17 protein-coding genes are annotated in these 21,573 nt (G+C 49.4%); 15 read left to right on the forward strand and 2 right to left on the reverse strand.

What is annotated here, in order from left to right; all coding sequences use genetic code 11:
- The first annotated feature begins 62 nt into the window (after window positions 1–62).
- The 15 genes from RDP42_RS02595 (at window position 63) to RDP42_RS02665 (ending at window position 19,160) form a co-directional block, all read left to right on the forward strand.
- Entirely contained in the window at window positions 63–980 is a 918-nt protein-coding gene (locus tag RDP42_RS02595) for a dihydrodipicolinate synthase family protein (protein ID WP_204476305.1), read from the forward strand.
- 11 nt (window positions 981–991) lie between these two features.
- Window positions 992–2,179 (forward strand): AGE family epimerase/isomerase, encoded by a 1,188-nt coding sequence (locus RDP42_RS02600; protein WP_308762407.1) that lies wholly within the window; start codon window positions 992–994, stop codon window positions 2,177–2,179.
- Window positions 2,180–2,221: 42 nt separating this feature from the next.
- Window positions 2,222–3,457, forward strand: coding sequence for an MFS transporter (locus RDP42_RS02605; RefSeq protein ID WP_308762408.1), 1,236 nt, complete (start codon window positions 2,222–2,224; stop codon window positions 3,455–3,457).
- 15 nt (window positions 3,458–3,472) lie between these two features.
- Entirely contained in the window at window positions 3,473–3,919 is a 447-nt protein-coding gene (locus RDP42_RS02610; protein WP_204476308.1) for a YhcH/YjgK/YiaL family protein, read from the forward strand.
- An 18-nt stretch (window positions 3,920–3,937) separates the two neighbouring features.
- Window positions 3,938–5,560, forward strand: coding sequence for a sialidase family protein (locus tag RDP42_RS02615; protein WP_308762409.1), 1,623 nt, complete (start codon window positions 3,938–3,940; stop codon window positions 5,558–5,560).
- A 212-nt stretch (window positions 5,561–5,772) separates the two neighbouring features.
- Window positions 5,773–7,293: a THUMP domain-containing protein gene (locus RDP42_RS02620; protein WP_308762410.1), complete on the forward strand. Its 1,521-nt coding sequence runs from the start codon at window positions 5,773–5,775 to the stop codon at window positions 7,291–7,293.
- A gap of 13 nt (window positions 7,294–7,306) precedes the next feature.
- Window positions 7,307–9,553: a DPP IV N-terminal domain-containing protein gene (locus RDP42_RS02625; RefSeq protein ID WP_308762411.1), complete on the forward strand. Its 2,247-nt coding sequence runs from the start codon at window positions 7,307–7,309 to the stop codon at window positions 9,551–9,553.
- A gap of 23 nt (window positions 9,554–9,576) precedes the next feature.
- Window positions 9,577–10,851, forward strand: a complete 1,275-nt coding sequence (purD, locus tag RDP42_RS02630) for a phosphoribosylamine--glycine ligase (RefSeq protein WP_308762412.1) — start codon at window positions 9,577–9,579, stop codon at window positions 10,849–10,851.
- A gap of 2 nt (window positions 10,852–10,853) precedes the next feature.
- The gene (locus RDP42_RS02635) at window positions 10,854–11,789 is read left to right on the forward strand and encodes a hypothetical protein (protein WP_308762413.1); all 936 of its coding nucleotides are present in this window, start codon (window positions 10,854–10,856) and stop codon (window positions 11,787–11,789) included.
- On the forward strand, window positions 11,765–12,229 hold the full coding sequence (locus RDP42_RS02640) for a YqaA family protein (protein WP_308762414.1): 465 nt from the start codon (window positions 11,765–11,767) through the stop codon (window positions 12,227–12,229). The genes RDP42_RS02635 and RDP42_RS02640 overlap by 25 nt, the downstream gene beginning before the upstream one ends.
- Window positions 12,230–12,303: 74 nt before the next feature.
- On the forward strand, window positions 12,304–12,963 hold the full coding sequence (gene mnmD / locus RDP42_RS02645; RefSeq protein WP_308762425.1) for a tRNA (5-methylaminomethyl-2-thiouridine)(34)-methyltransferase MnmD: 660 nt from the start codon (window positions 12,304–12,306) through the stop codon (window positions 12,961–12,963).
- Between the two features lie 346 nt (window positions 12,964–13,309).
- The gene (locus RDP42_RS02650) at window positions 13,310–14,182 is read left to right on the forward strand and encodes a metal ABC transporter solute-binding protein, Zn/Mn family (RefSeq protein ID WP_308762415.1); all 873 of its coding nucleotides are present in this window, start codon (window positions 13,310–13,312) and stop codon (window positions 14,180–14,182) included.
- Window positions 14,183–14,194: 12 nt separating this feature from the next.
- Window positions 14,195–14,962 carry a metal ABC transporter ATP-binding protein gene (locus RDP42_RS02655; RefSeq protein WP_308762416.1) on the forward strand — a complete coding sequence of 256 codons (768 nt, stop codon included), beginning with the start codon at window positions 14,195–14,197 and terminating at the stop codon, window positions 14,960–14,962.
- 110 nt (window positions 14,963–15,072) lie between these two features.
- Window positions 15,073–18,405, forward strand: coding sequence for a protein O-mannosyl-transferase family (locus RDP42_RS02660; RefSeq protein ID WP_308762417.1), 3,333 nt, complete (start codon window positions 15,073–15,075; stop codon window positions 18,403–18,405).
- Between the two features lie 143 nt (window positions 18,406–18,548).
- Window positions 18,549–19,160 (forward strand): polysaccharide deacetylase family protein, encoded by a 612-nt coding sequence (locus tag RDP42_RS02665; RefSeq protein WP_204476689.1) that lies wholly within the window; start codon window positions 18,549–18,551, stop codon window positions 19,158–19,160.
- Between the two features lie 80 nt (window positions 19,161–19,240).
- Here the strand turns inward: RDP42_RS02665 and RDP42_RS02670 are convergent, their stop codons facing one another.
- Window positions 19,241–20,476: a DUF4861 domain-containing protein gene (locus RDP42_RS02670; RefSeq protein WP_308762418.1), complete on the reverse strand. Its 1,236-nt coding sequence runs from the start codon at window positions 20,474–20,476 to the stop codon at window positions 19,241–19,243.
- Between the two features lie 92 nt (window positions 20,477–20,568).
- The gene (locus RDP42_RS02675) at window positions 20,569–21,363 is read right to left on the reverse strand and encodes a gluconate 5-dehydrogenase (protein ID WP_308762419.1); all 795 of its coding nucleotides are present in this window, start codon (window positions 21,361–21,363) and stop codon (window positions 20,569–20,571) included.
- Between the last annotated feature and the right edge of the window lie 210 nt (window positions 21,364–21,573).

Raw genomic sequence — 21,573 nt, forward strand, 5'->3', positions numbered from 1 at the left:
TATAAAAATTATATCGCTATTTTTGTAGTTATTAAATAAATCAATTTACTAAATTCAATATTATGGAAAAAATCATTGGCTTAATTGATGCTCCGTTTACCCCATTTTATGAAAATGGCGAGGTAAACTATGAACCGATTGCTGCATATGCGGCTATGCTGGCAAAAAACGGCCTGAAAGGTGTGTTCATCAATGGTTCATCTGGTGAAGGCTACATGCTGACGGAAGAAGAACGTATGAAACTGGCTGAACGTTGGATTGAAGTAGCCCCCAAAGGCTTCAAAGTGATTGTCCACGTAGGAAGCTGCTGCGTAAAGGCAAGTAAGATGCTGGCCGAACATGCACAGAAAATCGGGGCATGGGGTATCGGTGCCATGGCTCCTCCCTTCCCGAAAATCGGCCGCATCGAAGAACTGGTGAAATACTGCGAAGAAATCGCAGCTGGAGCGCCAAATCTTCCATTCTATTATTACCACATTCCGGCATTCAACGGTGCCTACCTGCCGATGGTGGAATTGCTGAAAGCGGTAGACGGACGTATCCCTAACTTTGCCGGCATCAAATATACGTACGAAAGCATTTATGAATACAACCAGTGCCGCCTGTACAAGAACGGCAAGTTCGACATGCTGCACGGCCAGGATGAAACCATTCTTCCTTCACTGGCCATGGGCGGTGCACAGGGTGGTATCGGTGGAACCACAAACTATAACGGCATCAATCTGGTAGGTATTCTCGATGCCTGGAAAGCTGGTGACATTGAAAAGGCACGTGAACTGCAAAATTTCTCACAAGATGTCATCAATGTAATTTGTCACTACCGCGGCAACATCGTAGCCGGAAAGCGTATCATGAAACTGATCGGACTGGATCTGGGCAAGAACCGTACTCCGTTCCAAAATATGACTGATGAAGAAGAGGCCCGCATGAAAGCGGAACTGGAAGCTATCCATTTCTTTGACCGTTGCAACAAATTCTAATCGTCGGCCTTATGATGTGCATAGATACCTACGCAAAGTACTGGGCTGAGAACTACAAGGAAGATCTTACCCACAACATCATGCCTTTCTGGCTGAAATATGGTCTTGACAAGAAACACGGAGGCGTATATACCTGTGTAGCCCGCGACGGACAGCTGTTCGACACCACCAAATCGGTGTGGTTCCAGGGACGTTTTGCCTTCATCTGCTCTTTTGCTTACAACCATGTGGAAAAGAATCCGGAATGGTTGGAAGCAGCCAAACTGACGCTGGATTTCATTGAAAACCACTGCTTCGATACGGATGGAAGAATGTATTTCGAAGTCATGGCCGACGGCACTCCGCTCCGGAAAAGAAGATATGTCTTTTCTGAAAGCTTCGCCGCCATTGCCATGTCGGAATATGCACTGGCTACTGGCAACCAGGAATATGCAAAGAAAGCACTTGATTTGTTCAAGCGGATGCGTCATTTCCTGAATACTCCCGGCATTTTGGAGCCGAAATACCTTCCGACTCTCCAGGCACAGGGCCATTCCATCACCATGATTATGGTCAACGTGGCTTCCTGCATCAAGAAAGTGATTTCCGACCCGGAACTGGATGCCCAGATAGAAGAATCCATCTATGCCCTGAAACACTATTTCATGCATCCGGAATTCAAGGCACTGTTAGAAATGGTTGGCCCTAAGGGAGAATTCATCGATACCATGAGCGGACGTACCATTAACCCGGGACATTGCATCGAAACATCCTGGTTCCTGTTTGATGTGGCACGTAGCATGGGTGGCAACAAAGAACTCATTGACATGGCATTGACTATCCTCGACTGGTCATGGGACTGGGGATGGGACGAGCAGTACGGCGGTATCATCAACTTCAAGGACTGCAAGAACTATCCGCCACAAGATTATTCACAGGATATGAAGTTCTGGTGGCCGCAAACCGAAGCCATCATCGCCAACCTGTATGCTTATAAGCTGACCAAGGATGAGAAGTACCTGAAACGCCACAAACAAATCAGTGAATGGACGTATGCCCATTTCCCGGATAACGAGTTTGGCGAATGGTATGGATACCTGCACCGCGACGGTACAGTAGCCCAACCCGCAAAAGGTAACTTGTTCAAAGGTCCTTTCCATATTCCAAGAATGATGGTCAAAGGATACACTTTATGTAAAGAAATACTTGCCGGAGAATAATCCGGCAAGTTTCATCGCAAACTGAATAACCATAATAATATTATGAAAAACTCTAAGATTTATCCTTGGGTTGTAGTAGGACTGCTTTGGGGCGTGGCATTGCTCAACTATATGGACCGGCAAATGCTCAGCACCATGAAGGAAGCCATGCAAGTGGACATCACGGAACTACAATCAGCCACTAATTTCGGATATCTGATGGCAATCTTTCTCTGGATTTATGCCCTCATGAGTCCAGTTTCAGGTATCATCGCCGATCGTTTGAGCCGTAAATGGCTGATTGTTGGAAGTCTGTTCGTATGGTCTTCCGTAACTTACCTGATGGGAATTGCCGACACCTTCAATCAGATTGTTTGGCTGCGTGCCTTAATGGGAGTGAGTGAAGCACTCTACATCCCTGCCGGACTTTCCCTCATTGCAGACTACCACACGGGAAAATCTCGTTCTCTGGCTGTGGGTATCCACATGACAGGACTTTATATGGGACAAGCCATCGGTGGATTTGGAGCCACTGTCGCTGCTGCCTTCTCCTGGCACACCACTTTCCATTGGTTCGGAATCATCGGAATAGCATATGCCGTGATTTTGATGTTATTCCTGCATGACAAGAAGATAGAAACAATTCCGACAGAAAAGCTCCAAGCCAAGCCACATGAAAAAGAAGGCGTACTCATCAGTCTGAAATCCTTGCTGACCAACGTAGCCTTCTGGGTCATCCTGCTTTATTTTGCTGCCCCCAGCCTTCCCGGATGGGCAACAAAGAACTGGCTCCCAACCTTGTTTGCCGAAAACCTTAATTTACCAATGTCACAGGCAGGTCCCCTCTCTACCATTACGATTGCGGTCTCTTCCTTTATCGGTGTCATTATCGGGGGACCGTTATCCGACAGATGGGTTCAGAAAAATCTGCGCGGACGTGTATATACCGGAGCAATCGGTCTGGGACTGACTATCCCTTCCTTGCTTTTATTGGGATTCGGACATAACTTGATTGCCGTAGTAGCAGCCGGATTATTGTTTGGTATCGGCTATGGCATCTTCGACACCAACAACATGCCTATTCTCTGCCAGTTTGTGTCACGCAAACAAAGAGCTACTGCCTACGGGGTGATGAACATGATAGGAGTTGCTGCCGGTGCCTTTATTACGCACCTGTTAGGCCGATGGGGCGACAATGGTAATTTAGGAATTGGTTTCGCCATGCTCGCCATCGTAGTGGCCGTTGCACTCTTCGTGCAGTTATACTTCCTGCGGCCCAAGACAGACAATATGGAATAATAAAAATTTGAAGATATGATTGTATCCAACCTACAAAACAGTGCCCGAATCGAAGCACTTCACCCTTTATTCAAACAGTTGTTTGACTATGTAAAAAATCACGACCTGCTGCATACTCCATGTGGAAGAATCGAACTGGACGGCAGCAACCTGTTCATCAACAATGTGAACCCGACTTGTATAAAAGCGTCTGAGCAGGTACTCGAAGTACACCGTGACTATATTGATGTACACATCCTGCTGGAGGGAAAAGAACGTATCGGCTGGAAAGCCCTTGAAGATGTCAGTCAATTGAAACAAGCCTACCAAAAAGAAGGAGATTGCGCCCTCTATGCAGACACTCCAACCTCCTTCGTAGACTTGCTTCCGGGACAGTTCATGATTGTCTATCCGGAAGACCCTCATGCTCCCATCATCGGAGAAGGAAACATTAGAAAACTAATCGCTAAAGTAAAAATCTAACCTAACCACCGACCAATTATGAGAAAATTACTTTCCCTATGTATCGGAATGATTGCTATCGGGCTGCAGGCAGCAGACACGGTATTCGTGAAAACCCCACAAGTGCCCATCCTGATAGAACGACACGACAATGTGCTGGCTTACCTGCGTCTTGACGCCAAAGAGACTCAGACACTGGAAAATGTCACACTGACCTTTGACAAAGATGTACCTCTTTCACAAATAAAAGCAGTCAAACTCTATTATAGTGGTACGGATGCTTCCCAAGACAGAGAGAAAAAACGGTTTGCCCCGGTAGAATACATCTCCAGCCAGACTCCTGGCCAGACATTATCGGCAAATCCTTCTTATTCCATCAAGAAATCGGAAGTAACACCTAAAACCAACACTCTTACTTTGGAGGGCAAGCAGAACCTGTTCCCCGGATACAATTTCTTCTGGGTCAGCATCGAGATGCAGCCCAACGCCTCACTGCAAACCAAAATCAGTGCAGAAATCACGCAAGTGAAAGCAGACGGAAAAGTCCTCCCCACCAAAAACGTAGCACAACAGAAAGTGGTTCAAAGAATGGGAGTCGGTGTACGTCACGCAGGTGATGACGGTTCTGCCGCTTTCCGTATTCCTGGCCTGGTTACTACGAACAAAGGTACTCTTTTGGGTGTATACGATGTACGCTACAACAGCAGTGTAGACCTGCAGGAACACATCGATATCGGCCTCAGCCGTAGTACCGACGGTGGAAAGACATGGGAAAAGATGCGTCTGCCACTGGCCTTTAAAGAATATGGAGGACTGCCTGCCGCACAAAATGGAGTCGGCGACCCTTCTATATTGGTAGACACCCAAACCAATACGGTATGGATTGTGGCAGCCTGGACACACGGAATGGGTAACCAACGAGCCTGGTGGAGTTCCCACCCGGGCATGGACATGAACCATACGGCCCAGCTGGTACTTGCCAAAAGTACGGATGACGGAAAGACCTGGTCTGAACCCATCAACATCACCGAGCAGGTGAAGCTTCCGGAATGGTACTTCCTGCTTCAGGGACCGGGACGAGGCATCACCATGGAGGATGGTACCTTAGTATTCCCTATCCAGTTTATCGACAAGACCCGTATCCCGAATGCAGGCATCATGTACAGCAAGGACCATGGAAAGACCTGGACCATCCATCACCATGCACGCACCAATACCACAGAAGCACAAGTGGCCGAAGTTGAACCTGGTACCCTCATGCTGAACATGCGTGACAACCGGGGAGGAAGCCGGGCGGTATATACCACACAAGATTTAGGCAAGACGTGGAAAGAGCATGAATCTTCCCGTACGGCCCTGATAGAACCTGTATGTATGGCCAGCCTGATCAGCGTGAAAGCCAAAGACAACGTGTTAGGAAAAGACCTGCTGATTTTCTCCAATCCTAATTCCACCAATGCCCGGAAGGACATGACTATTAAGATCAGTTTGGATGGTGGAAATACCTGGAGTCCGGAACATCAGCTTCTGCTGGACGAAGGATACAACTGGGGCTATTCCTGCCTGACTATGATTGATAAAGAAACCATCGGTATATTGTATGAGAGCAGCGTGGCTCACATGACATTCCAAAGCATCAAACTGAAAGATATCGTAAAATAATTTATTATAGAGCCTCTCTCAGATGTACCTTGAGAGGGGCTCTATTTTTTCATTAAAAGCAGAATTCCACAAGCTCCCTTCAAAGCCCTTTCTAAAATATCGTCCACAGAACAAAAAGACATTTCCGCAGAAAACAAAGTCAAACAGTTGATTAGCAAACCGAAATTTCGTAATTTTGCCCCTATCAATTGAAATTACGTAATTTTATCAAGATGAATCAAGAATTCGAGCTTATCGCCAAGACCTTCCAGGGACTGGAAGAAGTTCTGGCACAAGAACTCACTGAGCTGGGAGCCAGCAACATTGAAATCGGTCGACGCATGGTTTCTTTCACCGGCGACAAGGCCATGATGTATAAGGCAAACTTCTGCCTGCGCACCGCCATCCGTATTTTAAAACCCATCAAACATTTCACTGCCAAGACTGCCGATGAGGTATACGATGCCGTAAAAAGCATCGAATGGGAGAAATACCTCGACAACATGAGCAGTTTTTCCGTGGATGCCGTGGTTTATTCCAGCGAATTCCGCCACTCCAAGTTTGTGGCCTACAAGGTGAAAGATGCAGTGGTTGACTACTTCCGTGAAAAGACCGGTAACCGTCCTTCTGTACGCATCAGCAATCCGGACCTGGCCATCCATATCCATATTGCAGAAGAAGAATGTACACTAGCACTCGACAGCTCCGGCGAATCACTTCATCGCAGAGGCTACCGTCAGGAACAGGTAGAAGCACCGCTGAACGAGGTATTGGCTGCCGGCATGATTCTGATGACCGGCTGGCGAGGCGAATGCGACCTGATTGACCCGATGTGCGGTTCAGGTACCATCCCCATCGAAGCAGTCCTGATTGCCCGCAACATCGCCCCGGGAGTATTCCGCAAAGAGTTCGGATTCGAAAAATGGAAAGATTTCGACCAGGAACTTTTCGATGCCATTTATAACGATGATTCACAAGAGCGTGAATTCACACATAAGATTTACGGATACGACAACAATCCGAAAGCCAACGAAATTGCCCAGCACAACGTGAAGGCAGCCGGAGTCAGCAAAGATGTCATCCTGAAAATCCAACCGTTCCAGCAGTTTGAAAAGCCGGAACAGAAAAGCATCATCATTACCAATCCGCCGTATGGCGAACGTATTTCTTCCGATGACCTGTTAGGACTTTACCAGATGATTGGAGAGCGCTTGAAACATGCGTTTGCCGGAAACGATGCCTGGATTCTGAGCTACCGCGACGAATGTTTCGACCAAATCGGACTGAAGGCTTCCGTAAAGATTCCGTTGTTTAACGGTGCGTTGGAATGCCAGTTCCGCAAATACCAGATTTTTGACGGGAAATATAAGGAATTCCGCTCAGAAAACAGTGACAAGGAGTTCAAGCCGAAGCACGAAGAAAAACCGGCCCGTCCGCGTCACCACGGAGAAAAAGTGGAATACGCGCGCAAGGAACGCAAAGAGGGTGTTCGGGGAGACCGGAAAGAAGGCTTCCGCAATGACCGGAAAGAAGGTTTCCGCAGGGATTCCGATTCCAAAGAAGTATTCCGCGGACGGAAAGCCGGCGACGGAAAAGAATTTACCCGCGAACGCCGTAAGGAATTCAAATACAAAGAGGAACCGAAGCCGCGTAACCCGCGTCCTTCTACAGACGACGGACGTCCAAAAGCTGCTCCAGCTCCACGCTACATGCACAAACGCCGTAGCGAGGAAGAAGAAAATTCACAAGATTAAAGACAAGTCACACATGAAACGTCTATTTTTGTTATTCTTTTTATTATGTAGTATGACCGTCTCTACCACCTTTGCCCAGGAAAAGAAAGCGTTTACGCTGGAAGATGTCATTCCGGGCGGAAACAATTATTTCAACTTGGTCCCCAAAAACATTCCGGGACTGCAATGGTGGGGCGACGTATGCGTACGGGCAGATGTGGAGAACATCCGCAGCATCCAGTTGAAAGACGGCAAGGAAACCGTACTGGTTACCCCGGATGAAGTGAACCAGGCCCTTGAAAAAGGAGAAAAGCCTTTCCAGCTTTCTCATGAACTGAAACCACTCCGCAGCCTGATGTCCGCATCCCTGCCTTGGGCCGGAAAGAAAGTGATAGCATTCACACAAAGCAACTACTGGGTGGAATACGATTTCGGACAGAAAAAGATTACCAACCTGTTCCGGTTGAACGAAAAGGCAGCCAACTTAGATTTCTGCAAGGCCAATGACAAAGTGGCCTACACCGTCGGCAATGGTCTGTTTGTGGCCGACAAGGGAGAAGAAAGCCGACAAATCAATCCGTCACAGACCGAAGAAGGAGTGGTTTACGGTCAGGCCGTACACCGCAACGAATTCGGTATTTATAAAGGTACGTTCTGGAGCCCGAAGGGAAGCTACCTGGCTTTCTACCGCATGGACCAGAGCATGGTGACCGATTATCCGCAGGTAAATACCTCTACCCGCATCGCCACTCTTGAACCGGACAAATATCCGATGGCGGGCATGACCAGCCATAAAGTGACCGTAGGCGTATATGAGGTAAAAACCGGAAAAGTCATTTACTTGCAGGCAGGTGACCCTACCGACCGTTATTTCACCAACGTCAGCTGGTCACCCGATGAGCAGCACATCTACGTCATCGAGTTGAACCGCGACCAGAACCATGCACAGCTGGTCAGCTACCAGGCTGCTACCGGCGAAAAGGAAGGCATCCTGTATGAAGAAAAGCATCCGAAATACGTAGAGCCTCAACACCCGCTGGTATTCCTGCCGTGGGATGAAACTCAATTCATCTACCAAAGCCAGCGCGACGGTTTCAACCATCTGTACCTGATGGATACGAAAGCCAAAGGAGAAGGAGTTTGGAAAAACGGCAAACTGGAAGGCAGTACTTACTTGGAGCATCTGAAAGTCACTCCGCTGGCTCAGGGCGACTGGCTGGTACAGGATATTTTAGGATTCAATGCCGGAAAGAAGGAAATCATTATCGGCAGCACGGAAATCTCTCCGTTGCAGACCAACCTGTTCTGCCTCAACGTGAAAACCGGGAAACGTACGTTATTAGGAGAAAAAGACGGTATGCACCGGGCTTCTCTCTCTGCCAGCGGTACGTATTTGATAGATAACTTCTCATCTTTCACCGTAGGGCGGGAAATCACCTTGCTGCCTACCAACGGCAAGAAGGGAACCGTTTTGTTGAAAGCGGACGACCCGATGCGCAGTCAGTTCAACTTGCCGGAAATCACCATCGGTACCCTCAAGGCTGCCGACGGAAAGACCGACTTGTACTATCGTCTGGTCAAACCGGTAAACTTCGACCCGAACAAGAAATATCCGGCCATCATCTATGTGTATGGAGGACCGCACGCCCAGCTCATCCACAACTCCCGTTTCTACGATGCCAGAGGATGGGACCTGTACATGGCACAGAAAGGCTATGTCATGCTGACGGTAGACAGCCGGGGAAGCGACAACCGGGGACTGGCGTTTGAAAACTGCACCTTCCGCCACTTGGGAGTAGAAGAAATGAAAGACCAGGTGAAGGGAGTGGAATTCCTGAAATCACTTTCGTATGTGGATGGCAACCGCATCGGCGTACATGGCTGGAGCTTCGGTGGTTTCATGACCACCAACCTGATGCTCTCCTATCCTGACATCTTCAAGGTAGGTGTGGCTGGCGGACCGGTCATCGACTGGAAGTTCTATGAAGTGATGTACGGCGAGCGTTACATGGACACGCCACAGACGAATCCAGAAGGCTACAAAGGCTCCGACCTGAAACAGAAAGCCGGCAACCTGAAAGGCCGTCTGGAAATCATCATCGGCGGAACAGACCCGACCTGTGTGCCGCAGCACACCTACACGTTCCTGAGAGCGTGCATCGAGGCAGGCGCACATCCCGACCTCTTCATCTATCCGGAAGACGGACACAACATGATGGGGCGCGACCGTGTACACCTGCACGAACACATCACCCGCTATTTTGAAGATCATTTGAAATAATCGACTAAAAAACAGATACATATATGAAACTTTTACTGTTAGGTTCAGGAGGACGCGAACATGCATTGGCATGGAAAATCGCACAAAGCCCGAAAATTGAAAAGTTGTACATCGCTCCGGGAAATGCCGGCACACGCGAAGTGGGCGAAAATGTAGCCATCAAGGCCGACGACTTTGAAGGTATCAAACAGTTTGTCATCGACAACGGCATCGACATGGTAGTGGTAGGTCCGGAAGACCCGCTGGTAAAGGGGGTATATGATTTCTTCAAGCACGACGAAGCCTTGAAGCAGATTCCGGTCATCGGACCGTCGAAAGCCGGAGCCGTACTGGAAGGCAGCAAGGAATTTGCCAAAGGATTCATGCAGCGTCACCACATCCCGACAGCCGGATACAAGAGCATTACCGCAGCCAACTTGGAAGAAGGACTGGCCTTCTTGGAAACGCTGGAGGCTCCTTACGTGCTGAAGGCCGACGGACTTTGCGCCGGAAAAGGCGTGTTGATTCTTCCTACCCTGGAAGAAGCCAAGAAAGAACTGAAGGAAATGCTGGGCGGTATGTTCGGCAACGCCTCAGCTACCGTGGTAATTGAAGAATTCCTGAGTGGCATTGAATGCTCGGTATTCGTGCTGACCGACGGAAAGAGTTACAAGATTCTGCCGGAAGCCAAAGACTACAAGCGTATTGGCGAAGGCGACAAGGGCCTGAACACCGGCGGTATGGGTTCTGTTTCTCCCGTTCCGTTTGCAGATGCGGAATGGATGAAAAAGGTGGAAGACCGCATCATCCGTCCTACAGTAGAAGGCTTAGCAGAAGAAGGCATCGACTACAAAGGCTTTATCTTCTTCGGACTCATCAACGTGAAAGGTGACCCGATGGTCATTGAATACAATGTCCGCATGGGCGACCCTGAAACAGAAAGCGTGATGCTTCGTATCAAGAGCGACCTGGTAGACCTCTTCGAGGGAGTAGCTCAGGGCAACCTGAACGAAAAGACGCTGGAAATCGACCCGCGTTCGGCTGTCTGCGTCATGCTGGTATCCGGCGGTTACCCGGAAGCCTACGAGAAAGGATTCCCGATTACGGGCATTGACGAAGCCAAAGCAGGCGGAAGCATCGTGTTCCATGCCGGTACAACCCTGAAAGACGGACAGGTAGCCACCTCAGGCGGACGTGTCATTGCGGTCAGCTCTTACGGTGCCAACAAAGACGAAGCCTTGGCACAGTCTTTCCGCAATGCTGGAAAAATCCATTTCGAGAAGAAATATTTCCGTTCTGACATCGGGTTCGACCTATAAACATGCTTGCACGAAACAAATTTCAATATGAACTGGCAACGGGAAGAATCACTCTTCCTGTTGCCGTAGTTTTCTGTCTGCTCCTGTTCGGCATCACCTACCAGGAACAGACGGATTTCATTTCTTTGGCCATTTACGGCCTGATTACCTACTTACTGATTGAGTTGAACACCACGTTCTCACTCATCCGCACCCGTACCACATTTCATGCGGCACTATTCCTTTTTTTCTTTGGAGGGCTTCCCTTTCTGCACACCTACTCGCACGAACAGTGGATTCCGTTGCTGTTTGTCATCAGCTTCGGCTACCTGTTCCGGAGTTATGAATCACCCTACGCGTCCACTCCCATCTTTCATGCTTTCCTCTGCCTCGGCATCAGCAGTTTCCTGCTGCCCCAGACCCTCTATTTCATTCCGCTGATTTATTTTTACATGGTGGGGCTCCGTGCGTTCACACTCCGCACCTTCTTTGCAGGCCTCACAGGCATCTTTACCCCCTACTGGATTATGCTCTGTTACCACCTGTACACAGGTACGCCCGAAAAAATCGGCGAACCGTTCCTGCAATTGTCCAGCTTTCCCCCGATAGACTATTCCGTGTTGTCGCTATCACAGCTGGTATCCGGTGGAGCCGCCCTTCTGATTATCGCCATCTGCGGTGTAGAAAGCCTGTGGCACATCTATCAGGACAAGGTGCAGACCCGTGTCATGCTGCGTATCCTCCTCATCACAGGAGTGGCCACCCTGCTGTGCATGGCACTTATCCCTTCACATTTCAACACCTTCTTCACCATGACCCTCATTGTAGGCTCCATCTTAGGAGGACACCTGTTGGCACTGACTTTCAACCGTTTTACCCGTATCTTCCTGTGGGCAGCCCTTGCCCTCTGGACGGGCGTATGTATATTTAATGTATGGATGCATTTATTCAATTTCTAATAGACTGGGGATACTGGGGAATGTTTCTCTCGGCTTTCCTGGCCGGTACCATCCTGCCCTTCAGCTCGGAAGTGGTCCTGCTGGCCTGCGTGGGGCTGGGACTGGACCCGGTGTGGTCTACCCTTTTCACCACGGCCGGCAATGCCTTGGGAGGCGTAACCTGCTACTGGATAGGCCGGATGGGCAAGACCGAATGGATTGAGAAATATTTCAAGGTAGACAAGAAACAGATGGACCGGGCCATCCGCTTCATCCACGGACGAGGCTCGTGGATGGCCTTCTTCTCCTTCCTGCCCGTCATCGGCGATGCCCTGCTCATCGCCTTGGGCTTCATGCGGGGCAACTTCTGGATTACCACCGTGGCCATGACCGTCGGCAAGTTAGCGCGCTATGCCATTATTGTGGCTACGGCGCTAGGCGTATTCCAATATCTCCACTAAGAAATCACTTTCCGCTTTCCCCGCTTGAAAGATATGCGTATCTTTGCTCCCACACAACCGACAGTTATCACATGATTACACTTGAACCTACCGCCGACGGAAGCAACACCCTGTTTGTGCCGGAACTGAATGAGCATTACCACTCCGTGAAAGGAGCCTTGACAGAATCGCAACACATCTTTATTCAGATGGGCCTCAACCACTCACAGGCTGAAAGCCCCCGCGTATTAGAAATCGGCTTCGGCACCGGACTGAATGCCTTCCTCACCCTGTTGGAGGCAGAAAAACAGCAAAGAGAAGTCTGTTTTACCAGCATCGAACGCTATCCACTGGCCGAAGACATCGTGCACCAACTGGGCTATCCGGAAACCATTGCCCCGGAAGCCAGCGAAAAATTCTATGCCCTGCATGCTGCTCCCTGGAATCAGCCCGTCCGTCTCTCTCCCTGGTTCACCCTGCACAAGATAGAAGGCGACTTCACCCACTTCGACTTCCAGTCGCACTACGACGTGATTTATTTTGATGCCTTCGCCCCAGAGAAACAACCGGAAATGTGGAGCCAGCCCCTTTTCGACAGTCTGTACCGGCAAACAGCGCCCGGTGGCATCCTTACCACCTACTGTGCTAAAGGCGTGGTGCGGAGAATGCTTCAGACGGCCGGATTCACCGTAGAACGGCTTCCAGGCCCTCCGGGAGGCAAACGGGAGATTCTTCGTGCCAGCAAACCGGCCTGAATCTGAAAACGCCGTACGTTCAAAAGCAAAATTCCTTGTCATTTTTTATGTTTTCCTTGCGGAAAACGTATGTTTCCCTCATGAGAAACGTACGTTTCGCGTAAGGAAAACCTACGTTTCCGCCGTGAGAAACATAGAAAACAAAGGAACCTCTTCCCATCTACACAGATAGATTTATTCATTACCGCCTCTTCACCTCACTCTCTGAACCGTAAACAGCCCGACATCTGGTTCCAACCCACAAATTAGGGCTTAAGTTTTAATAGTGTGAAACTTCAACCCTTGTTTCCAGACTTCGGAAAGATTTTGTAGCTTTGCGAAGAATACTTATCCAACATTTGAATATATGGACATCAAAAAATATATCTTCCTGCTGCTGACAACGCTGACACTCGCAGCCTGCGCAGGAAACGGGGAAAACAACCGGACACAAACCCTCACCGTCACCATCGAACCGCTGCGCTACTTCACGGAAGCCATTGCTGGCGACAAGTTTCAGGTGGTAAGCATCGTGCCCAAGGGGGGGAACCCGGAAACATACGACCCTACCCCACAACAGCTGGTCGACCTGGCACGGAGCAAAGCCTACCTGCGCATCGGCCACATCGGATTTGAGCAGGCCTGGATAGAAAGGCTACAAGCCAATACCCCCCAGCTGCCATTCTACGACATGTCGCAAGGGGTAGACCTCATTCATGAAATACATCCGCATGCCCACACGCAGGGAAACCACGATGGAGTGGAACCGCATATCTGGAATTCCATACCGAATGCCCACATCATCTCTGCCAATATCTGCAAAGCGCTTTCAGAAATTGACCCGGACAACCAGGAATATTACCGCCACCGGCTGGACAGTGTGCAGCGGATGATTGACCGTACGGAGCGGGAAATGCAGCGCTACCTGTCGAATGCCGACCCGAGTTTCTTGATTTACCATCCGGCACTGAGCTATTTTGCCCGCGACTACAGCCTGCAGCAAATCAGCATCGAGGAAGGGGGAAAAGAACCTTCGCCCACGCATCTACAGGAACTGATGAACCTCTGCCGGCAGAAACAGGTACGGGTGGTGTTCGTGCAGCAGGAGTTTGACCAGCGCAACGCCGAGGTCATCGCACAGCAGCTCCACCTGAAAATCGTGCCTATCAACCCGCTCACCTACGACTGGGCCAAGGAAATGATTCACATTGCCCAATCACTGAGCAAAAACGAGCAATAACACGATCCGCCCATGAACCAACCGCTTATCAGACTGACCGGAATATCCGCCGCCTACGACCAAAAGAAGGTCTTGGAAAATGTGAACCTGGAAATTGCCGAAAAAGACTTCTTGGGAGTAATCGGACCCAACGGAGGAGGAAAAACCACGTTGATGAAAATCATACTGGGCCTGCTGAAACCCACTGCCGGCCGCATCCAGTTTTTTGAGGACGGAAAAGAGGTGGACGAAATCGCCATGGGCTACCTGCCCCAATACAACCGCATCGACAAGAAATTCCCGATTTCGGTCTACGAAGTGGTGCTGTCCGGACTGAACAAACAGAAATCATTGTTCCGTTCTTTCACCAAGGCACAGCACGAGGAGGTACGACGCATCATTGCCCGCATGGGACTGGAAGGACTGGAGCAAAGGGCCATCGGCCAACTGAGCGGCGGACAGCTGCAACGGGCATTGCTGGGCCGCGCACTGGTTTCCAACCCCAAAGTAGTGATTCTGGACGAACCCAACACGTACATCGACAAGCGATTCGAAGCACGGCTTTACTCCCTGTTGGAGGAAATCAACAAGGAACGGGCCATCGTACTGGTGAGCCACGACATCGGCACCATCCTGCAAAACGTGAAAAGTGTGGCGTGCGTGAACGGCACACTCGACTATCATCCGGATACGGAGGTCTCCGCCGAATGGCTGGAAACGCATTTTGAATGCCCCATCGAACTGTTAGGGCATGGCAATCTGCCTCATCGCATCCTGAAATGCCATCACCATGAGGAGTAATGGACCGCTTTTAACGCCTTTTGCAACATTATCATTTACTTTTGGGACTTGATTAGTAAATGTTTGCTATCTTTGCCGCATTGAATTTTAACGAGAAACTAAAATAATTCATGAAACAGTACAACAAGATTAACAACCTGGTTGGCTGGCTCACTTTTGCGGTGGCCGCATTCACTTACTGCATGACCATCGAACCGACAGCCAGCTTCTGGGACTGTCCGGAATTCATTACTACCGGATATAAGCTGGAGGTGGGACACCCGCCCGGCGCACCTTTCTTCATGCTGACCGCTAATTTGTTCAGTCAGTTTGCCAGTGATGCCACGCAAGTGGCCCGTATGGTCAACACCATGAGTGCCCTGATGAGCGCCGCGTGTATCCTGTTCTTGTTCTGGAGCATCACTTGCCTGGCCAAGAAACTGATTTGCCCCGATGAAAACCAGATGACAACGGGTAAACTGATTGCCATCATGGGTTCGGGAGTGGTAGGTGCCCTGGCTTATACGTGGAGCGACACCTTCTGGTTCAGTGCCGTGGAAGGAGAAGTTTATGCGTACTCCAGCCTGTTCACGGCCCTCGTATTCTGGCTGATTCTGAAATGGGAGAACCGGGCTACCGAACCTCACAGCGACCGCTGGCTGATTCTGATTGCCTATCTCACAGGATTGTCTATCGGCGTACACTTGCTGAATCTGCTTTGTATTCCGGCCATTGTACTGGTATATTACTACAAGAAAAACCCCAATGCCAACCTGAAGGGCAGCCTGATTGCCCTGATTGGCTCCATGATATTGGTTGCGGTAGTACTCTACGGCATCGTACCGGGCATCGTGAAAGTAGGCGGATGGTTTGAACTGCTGTTTGTCAACGACTTCGGCATGCCTTTCAACACGGGTGTCATCATCTACATGATTGTCCTGGCCGCAAGCATCATCTGGGGCGTATACGAAAGCTACACGGTGAAAAGCCGCAAGCGGATGAACATCTCCTTCCTCACTACGGTAGGCCTGTTGGGTATTCCGTTCTACGGACACGGATGGAGCAGTGTATTCATCGGTGTAATCGTGCTGGCGATTCTGGCCATTTACCTCTTTGCCAACCTCAGCGAGAAATACCGCGTCAGTGCCCGTACACTGAACACCAGCCTGCTGGCCATGATGATGATTGTAGTGGGCTATTCTTCGTATGCCGTTATCGTAATCCGTTCTTCGGCCAACACGCCGATGGACCAGAACTCTCCGGAGGATATCTTCACACTGGGTGAATACCTGGGACGTGAGCAGTATGGTACCCGCCCGTTGTTCTACGGACAGACTTATGCTTCCAAACCGGCTTTGAAACCGACGGAAGGGGGCTGCGTGTACGACGTGGAAGAAGGGGCTCCGGTTTACCAGCGGAAAGAAAAAGAACGTCCGGACGAAAAAGACAGCTACGAAATCGTACGTCACAAGACGGAATACAAATATGCGCAGAACATGCTGTTCCCACGTATGTACAGTGATGTACACGCACAGGCTTACGAAGACTGGCTGGGCGGCGTGGAAGGACGTCAGGTGCCTTACGACCAGTGCGGCGAGATGATTATGGTCAAGATTCCGACGCAGTGGGACAACATCAAGTTCTTCTTCATCTACCAGCTGAACTACATGTACTGGCGTTACTTCATGTGGAACTTTGCCGGACGTCAGAACGACATCCAGGGCCAGGGAGAAATTGAACATGGCAACTGGATTACTGGTATCCCGTTCATCGACAACATGCTGATAGGCGACCAGTCTCTGCTTCCGAGCGAGCTGAAGAACAACAAGGGTCACAACGTGTTCTACTGTCTGCCGTTAATTTTGGGACTTATCGGTCTGTTCTGGCAGGCTTACAGAGGCGAAAAAGGTATCCAGCAATTCTGGGTGGTATTCTTCCTCTTCTTCATGACCGGACTGGCCATCGTGCTTTACCTGAACCAGACACCGCAACAGCCGCGTGAACGAGATTATGCGTATGCAGGCTCCTTCTATGCGTTCGCCATCTGGATTGGATTAGGAGTAGCGGCTATCGCGGAATATCTGAGCAAGAAAATCAACGAAAAGCCTGCGGCCATCCTGGCCAGCGTGGTATGCCTGCTGGTACCGATACAGATGGTCAGCCAGACTTGGGACGACCACGACCGCAGCGGCCGCTATACTTGCCGTGACTTCGGACAGAACTACCTGAACTCAGTACCGGACAAAGGAAATCCGATTCTCTTCACCAACGGTGACAACGATACTTTCCCCTTGTGGTACAACCAGGAAACAGAAGGCGTGCGCACGGATGTACGTGTCTGCAACCTGAGTTACCTGCAGACCGACTGGTACATCGACCAGATGCGCCGTCCGGCCTACGATTCTCCATCAGTACCTATCAACTGGGAACGAATCGACTATGTATCCGGCCACAACGAAGCCGTGTATATACGCCCGGATGCCATGCCTACGGTATTGGAATTCTACAAAAAGAACCCGGAAGAAGCTGCCAAGGAGTTCGGAGACAACCCGTACGAACTGAAGAACATTCTGGAACACTGGGTACGCTCACCGAAAGAAGACTTGCAGATGATTCCGACCGACAGCATCGTCATCAAGCTGGACAAGGAAGCCATCAAACGCTCGGGCATGCTGACGCCTGATTCCATTCCAGACTATATGCACATTTCGCTGAAAGGCAAACGGGTGCTGTACAAGAGTGAACTGATGATGCTGGAAATGCTGGCCAATACCAACTGGGAACGCCCGATGTACATGGCCATCACCGTAGGCTCTGAAAACCACCTGAACCTGACCGACAACTTCTTGCAGGAAGGTCTGGCCTACCGCATTACTCCGTTCAACAATACGCAACTGGGCAGACGTCTGGACAGCGAAAAGATGTACGACAACCTGATGCACAAGTTCAAGTTCGGCGGCATCGACAATCCAAACATCTATCTGGATGAAACGGTACTGCGCATGTGCGACACACACCGCCGCATGTTCGTGCAGCTGACCAGCCAGCTGATCAAGGAAGGCAAGAAGGATAAGGCTTTGAAAGCCCTCGACTATTGCGAGAAGGTCATTCCGTCTACTACCGTTCCTCACGATTACGTGATGAGCAGCTCCAAGGAGATGGCCGACAACTACCTGGCATTGGGACAGACTCAGAAGGCGGAAAAGATTCTCAACGAACTGGCCAACAATGCGGTAGAATATGCCACCTGGTACCTGAGTCTGGATGATGCCCGCTTTACCAGCTCTTACGAGAACTGCATGCGTTATTTCTACATTTTGGATGATGTATGCAAGACGCTGGCTACCATTAAAGACAGCAAGACAGGAAAGGAAATCGATTCTGCCGTGCATTATGCACAGAAATTCGACCAGCTGTACAAACTGTTGGAACAACGGGTAGGAACCAGTAGACAGGCTCAGTAACCGTTACTGACCGCTGTGTCACTTCAGATACAAAATGTCATTCTGAACGCAGCAAAAGCAAAATTACTTTCTGCGGGTTCAGGATGACATTTTTTTCGGCTGGCTTCTGGATATTACACAACCTTTTAAAAAAGAACGAAAGCATGTTCATCGAACAACCTCCCCAATTCATCCGTCTGCTGTACCCAAAGGCTCTATGGCGCATGGACAAGACCGAGAAAGCGGTGTATCTGACGTTTGACGACGGTCCGATACCCGACATCACACCCTGGGTGCTCGACTTGTTGGACAAATACCACATAAAAGCGACTTTCTTCATGGTAGGCGACAACGTACGGAAACACCCGAAGGAATACCAGATGGTGGTGGAACGGGGACACCGCATCGGCAATCATACCTTCAATCACATCCGGGGATTTGAATTTCTGAGCCAGAATTACCTGGCCAATACGGACAAGGCCGACGCTTACCTGCACACGAACCTTTTCCGCCCTCCTCACGGACACATGCGCTGGATGCAGTATCACGTGCTGAAAAAGAAATACCAGATTGTGATGTGGGATTTGGTGACGCGCGATTACAGCAAGCGGCTCAACGGTCCGCAGGTGTTTGAGAAAGTCAAAAAGTACGTCCGAAACGGTTCCATTATCACGTTTCACGATTCCCTGAAGTCGGAAAACAACCTGAAATATGCCCTTCCCCGTTCCATTGAATGGCTCTTGAAGCAAGGATACGAATTCAAGGTATTTCCCTGAATACAGAAAAAGCGCAAGGCAAACCTCCACGTTTACCCTGCGCTTTTTTATATTTGTTTCTTCCTAAGAAGGACAGTCTGTTACTTCTGAATAGTCACCGTCAGTGGATTGCGCACCTTCTGCGCATAGTCTTTCAGGTACTTGTTCCAGTCGTCGGCTTTCGGGAAACCGTATTTGCTCCATCCGGAACCCCAGTAATAGACAAACTCATTGCCTGCTTCATAGTCACATATTCCCAACACATGCCCTAAGGCATCGCCCACGGGTTTATCGAACAGCTGTACGCGAGTCTGTACTGCTTCAGGGAACACGGCACCTACATATACAATCCCATTGTCTGAATGGGGTTCTGTGGTAGGATCGGCATAAGCAATATATCCCGCTGAAGCATCATACGCATAACCTTTCGGATTGGCAGCATGCAACACCAGCCCGGCGGCCACGGGAGTAATTTGTGTCAAATAATCATAAGTCACCGTAGTCTTATTCAGCTGAGAACCTTTATCCAACTGGATAATACGGGTTTCTATCACATTCGAATCATTCTTCACCACCAGCGGATTGAACACTAACTTGACCGTGAAACGCAGCGGTCCGTTGTCCAGAATCTCATAATCCTTGTAGCAATACGGATAGACAATCGTAGAATCCGGCATCAAGGCAGACGTGCCACCTCCCAACGTAGGACCTACCGCATAGCAGTCCATTCCGTTACCATGGTCCACATGATAGGAAATCGTGCGCACCAGGCTGTCGGCTGCTTCCTTCTTGCCCGCATCACGTAGTGCATTGATTTGCACCCATGCCATAGAATCCAGTTCCATGGCATAACGGTCTTCTACCACCAAGTCTTCTGTATTTTTGGTAAAGACATCGTATCCATAGGCTTTTTCCCCACTTCTTTGCAAGGCCGGACCGTATGCCCGATAGGCGGCACGGTCATTCTCCCAGGCAATGTCGTCCAAGCGTTCCGGATAATAACGTCCATATACCACCGTATTGACGATACCGGGAGTACCCTGCTGTATGGTATAGTTCACAGAAGCATTGGAGGCTATAGAAACCGGAAATACCACTTTGTCATCGTAAGTGAGCTGATAAGGAACTTCCTGGGCTTTTTCATCGTAAATGACAAACTGGGCCGTATCGGCCAGGTTCAACTGCTCATAAATATCGTCTACAGGGACTTCTACCATCTCTCCCGTCCGTTCCATGTCCAAAGGATTCGATATCGTCACGGTGACCGATTCTGAGTTACCACATCCTACTAACAAGGCAGTGGAAAAAGCGGCGACAGCCAATAAAGTCTTTCTCATAATATTATCTTTTCTTGTTTCACAAAAAATCATCCTGAGAAAGAATCTTCCCTCTCAGGATGATTTTTTTATTTCTACCTCTACACCATTATTTATTTAGGCTGTTTGCCAATGTACGCCAAGATACCACCGTCGACATACAATACGTGACCGTTTACGAAATTGGAAGCATCGGAAGCCAGGAACACGGCTGGACCCATCAAATCTTCCGGAGTTCCCCAACGGGCAGCTGGAGTCTTGGCCACAATGAACGCATCGAACGGATGACGAGAACCGTCAGGCTGACGTTCACGCAACGGAGCGGTCTGTGGAGTCGCGATATACCCCGGGCCGATACCATTGCACTGGATGTTGTATTCACCATATTCGGAAGCGATGTTACGAGTCAGCATCTTCAAACCACCTTTGGCAGCTGCGTAAGCAGAAACGGTTTCACGCCCCAATTCGCTCATCATGGAGCAGATATTGATAATCTTTCCGTGACCTTTCTTAATCATGCCGGGAATCACGGCCTTTGACACGATGAACGGAGCGTTCAAGTCTACATCCACTACCTGACGGAACTGTTCTGCCGTCATTTCGCACATCGGGATACGTTTGATAATACCGGCATTGTTGACCAGAATATCAATTACACCCACTTCTTTTTCAACCTGTGCAATAAAAGCATTGACCGCTGCTTCATCGGTCACGTCACATACATAACCATGTGCCTCAATGCCTTTTTCCTTATAAGCGGCCAGACCTTTGTCCACCAGTTCTTGTTTGATATCATTAAATACGATGGTTGCACCAGCTTGTGCAAAGGCTGTAGCAATTGCAAAGCCAATCCCGTAAGAAGCACCTGTCACAAGGGCTACCTTACCTTCAAGTGAAAAGTTTACCATAATCATTATAATTTTAAATGCACCCGTCATTTCCTGCCACACAGGAAACAACATTTATGTTATTACTTCAAATTCTTTCTCTCTTACGCAAACAAAAATACAAAAGCCATCAGAATTTGAGATACAATATTCGTTCACAAAATCTACAAAATCGTACGACTTTTGGAATTTTCATCCTCCTTTTTATCTGAAATACGTTTGAAGCTCTTT

The organism is uncultured Bacteroides sp. (genome assembly GCF_902472605.1).
Lineage (GTDB): Bacteria > Bacteroidota > Bacteroidia > Bacteroidales > Bacteroidaceae > Phocaeicola.

Bases quoted from the DNA above. Each gene is read 5' to 3' on its own strand.
- RDP42_RS02595 (WP_204476305.1), top strand. From the start codon at position 63: ATGGAAAAAATCATTGGCTTAATTGATGCTCCGTTTACCCCATTTTAT.
- RDP42_RS02600 (WP_308762407.1), top strand. From the start codon at position 992: ATGATGTGCATAGATACCTACGCAAAGTACTGGGCTGAGAACTACAAG.
- RDP42_RS02605 (WP_308762408.1), top strand. From the start codon at position 2,222: ATGAAAAACTCTAAGATTTATCCTTGGGTTGTAGTAGGACTGCTTTGG.
- RDP42_RS02610 (WP_204476308.1), top strand. From the start codon at position 3,473: ATGATTGTATCCAACCTACAAAACAGTGCCCGAATCGAAGCACTTCAC.
- RDP42_RS02615 (WP_308762409.1), top strand. From the start codon at position 3,938: ATGAGAAAATTACTTTCCCTATGTATCGGAATGATTGCTATCGGGCTG.
- RDP42_RS02620 (WP_308762410.1), top strand. From the start codon at position 5,773: ATGAATCAAGAATTCGAGCTTATCGCCAAGACCTTCCAGGGACTGGAA.
- RDP42_RS02625 (WP_308762411.1), top strand. From the start codon at position 7,307: ATGAAACGTCTATTTTTGTTATTCTTTTTATTATGTAGTATGACCGTC.
- purD (WP_308762412.1), top strand. From the start codon at position 9,577: ATGAAACTTTTACTGTTAGGTTCAGGAGGACGCGAACATGCATTGGCA.
- RDP42_RS02635 (WP_308762413.1), top strand. From the start codon at position 10,854: ATGCTTGCACGAAACAAATTTCAATATGAACTGGCAACGGGAAGAATC.
- RDP42_RS02640 (WP_308762414.1), top strand. From the start codon at position 11,765: ATGGATGCATTTATTCAATTTCTAATAGACTGGGGATACTGGGGAATG.
- RDP42_RS02650 (WP_308762415.1), top strand. From the start codon at position 13,310: ATGGACATCAAAAAATATATCTTCCTGCTGCTGACAACGCTGACACTC.
- RDP42_RS02655 (WP_308762416.1), top strand. From the start codon at position 14,195: ATGAACCAACCGCTTATCAGACTGACCGGAATATCCGCCGCCTACGAC.
- RDP42_RS02660 (WP_308762417.1), top strand. From the start codon at position 15,073: ATGAAACAGTACAACAAGATTAACAACCTGGTTGGCTGGCTCACTTTT.
- RDP42_RS02665 (WP_204476689.1), top strand. From the start codon at position 18,549: ATGTTCATCGAACAACCTCCCCAATTCATCCGTCTGCTGTACCCAAAG.
- RDP42_RS02670 (WP_308762418.1), bottom strand. From the start codon at position 20,476: ATGAGAAAGACTTTATTGGCTGTCGCCGCTTTTTCCACTGCCTTGTTA.
- RDP42_RS02675 (WP_308762419.1), bottom strand. From the start codon at position 21,363: ATGGTAAACTTTTCACTTGAAGGTAAGGTAGCCCTTGTGACAGGTGCT.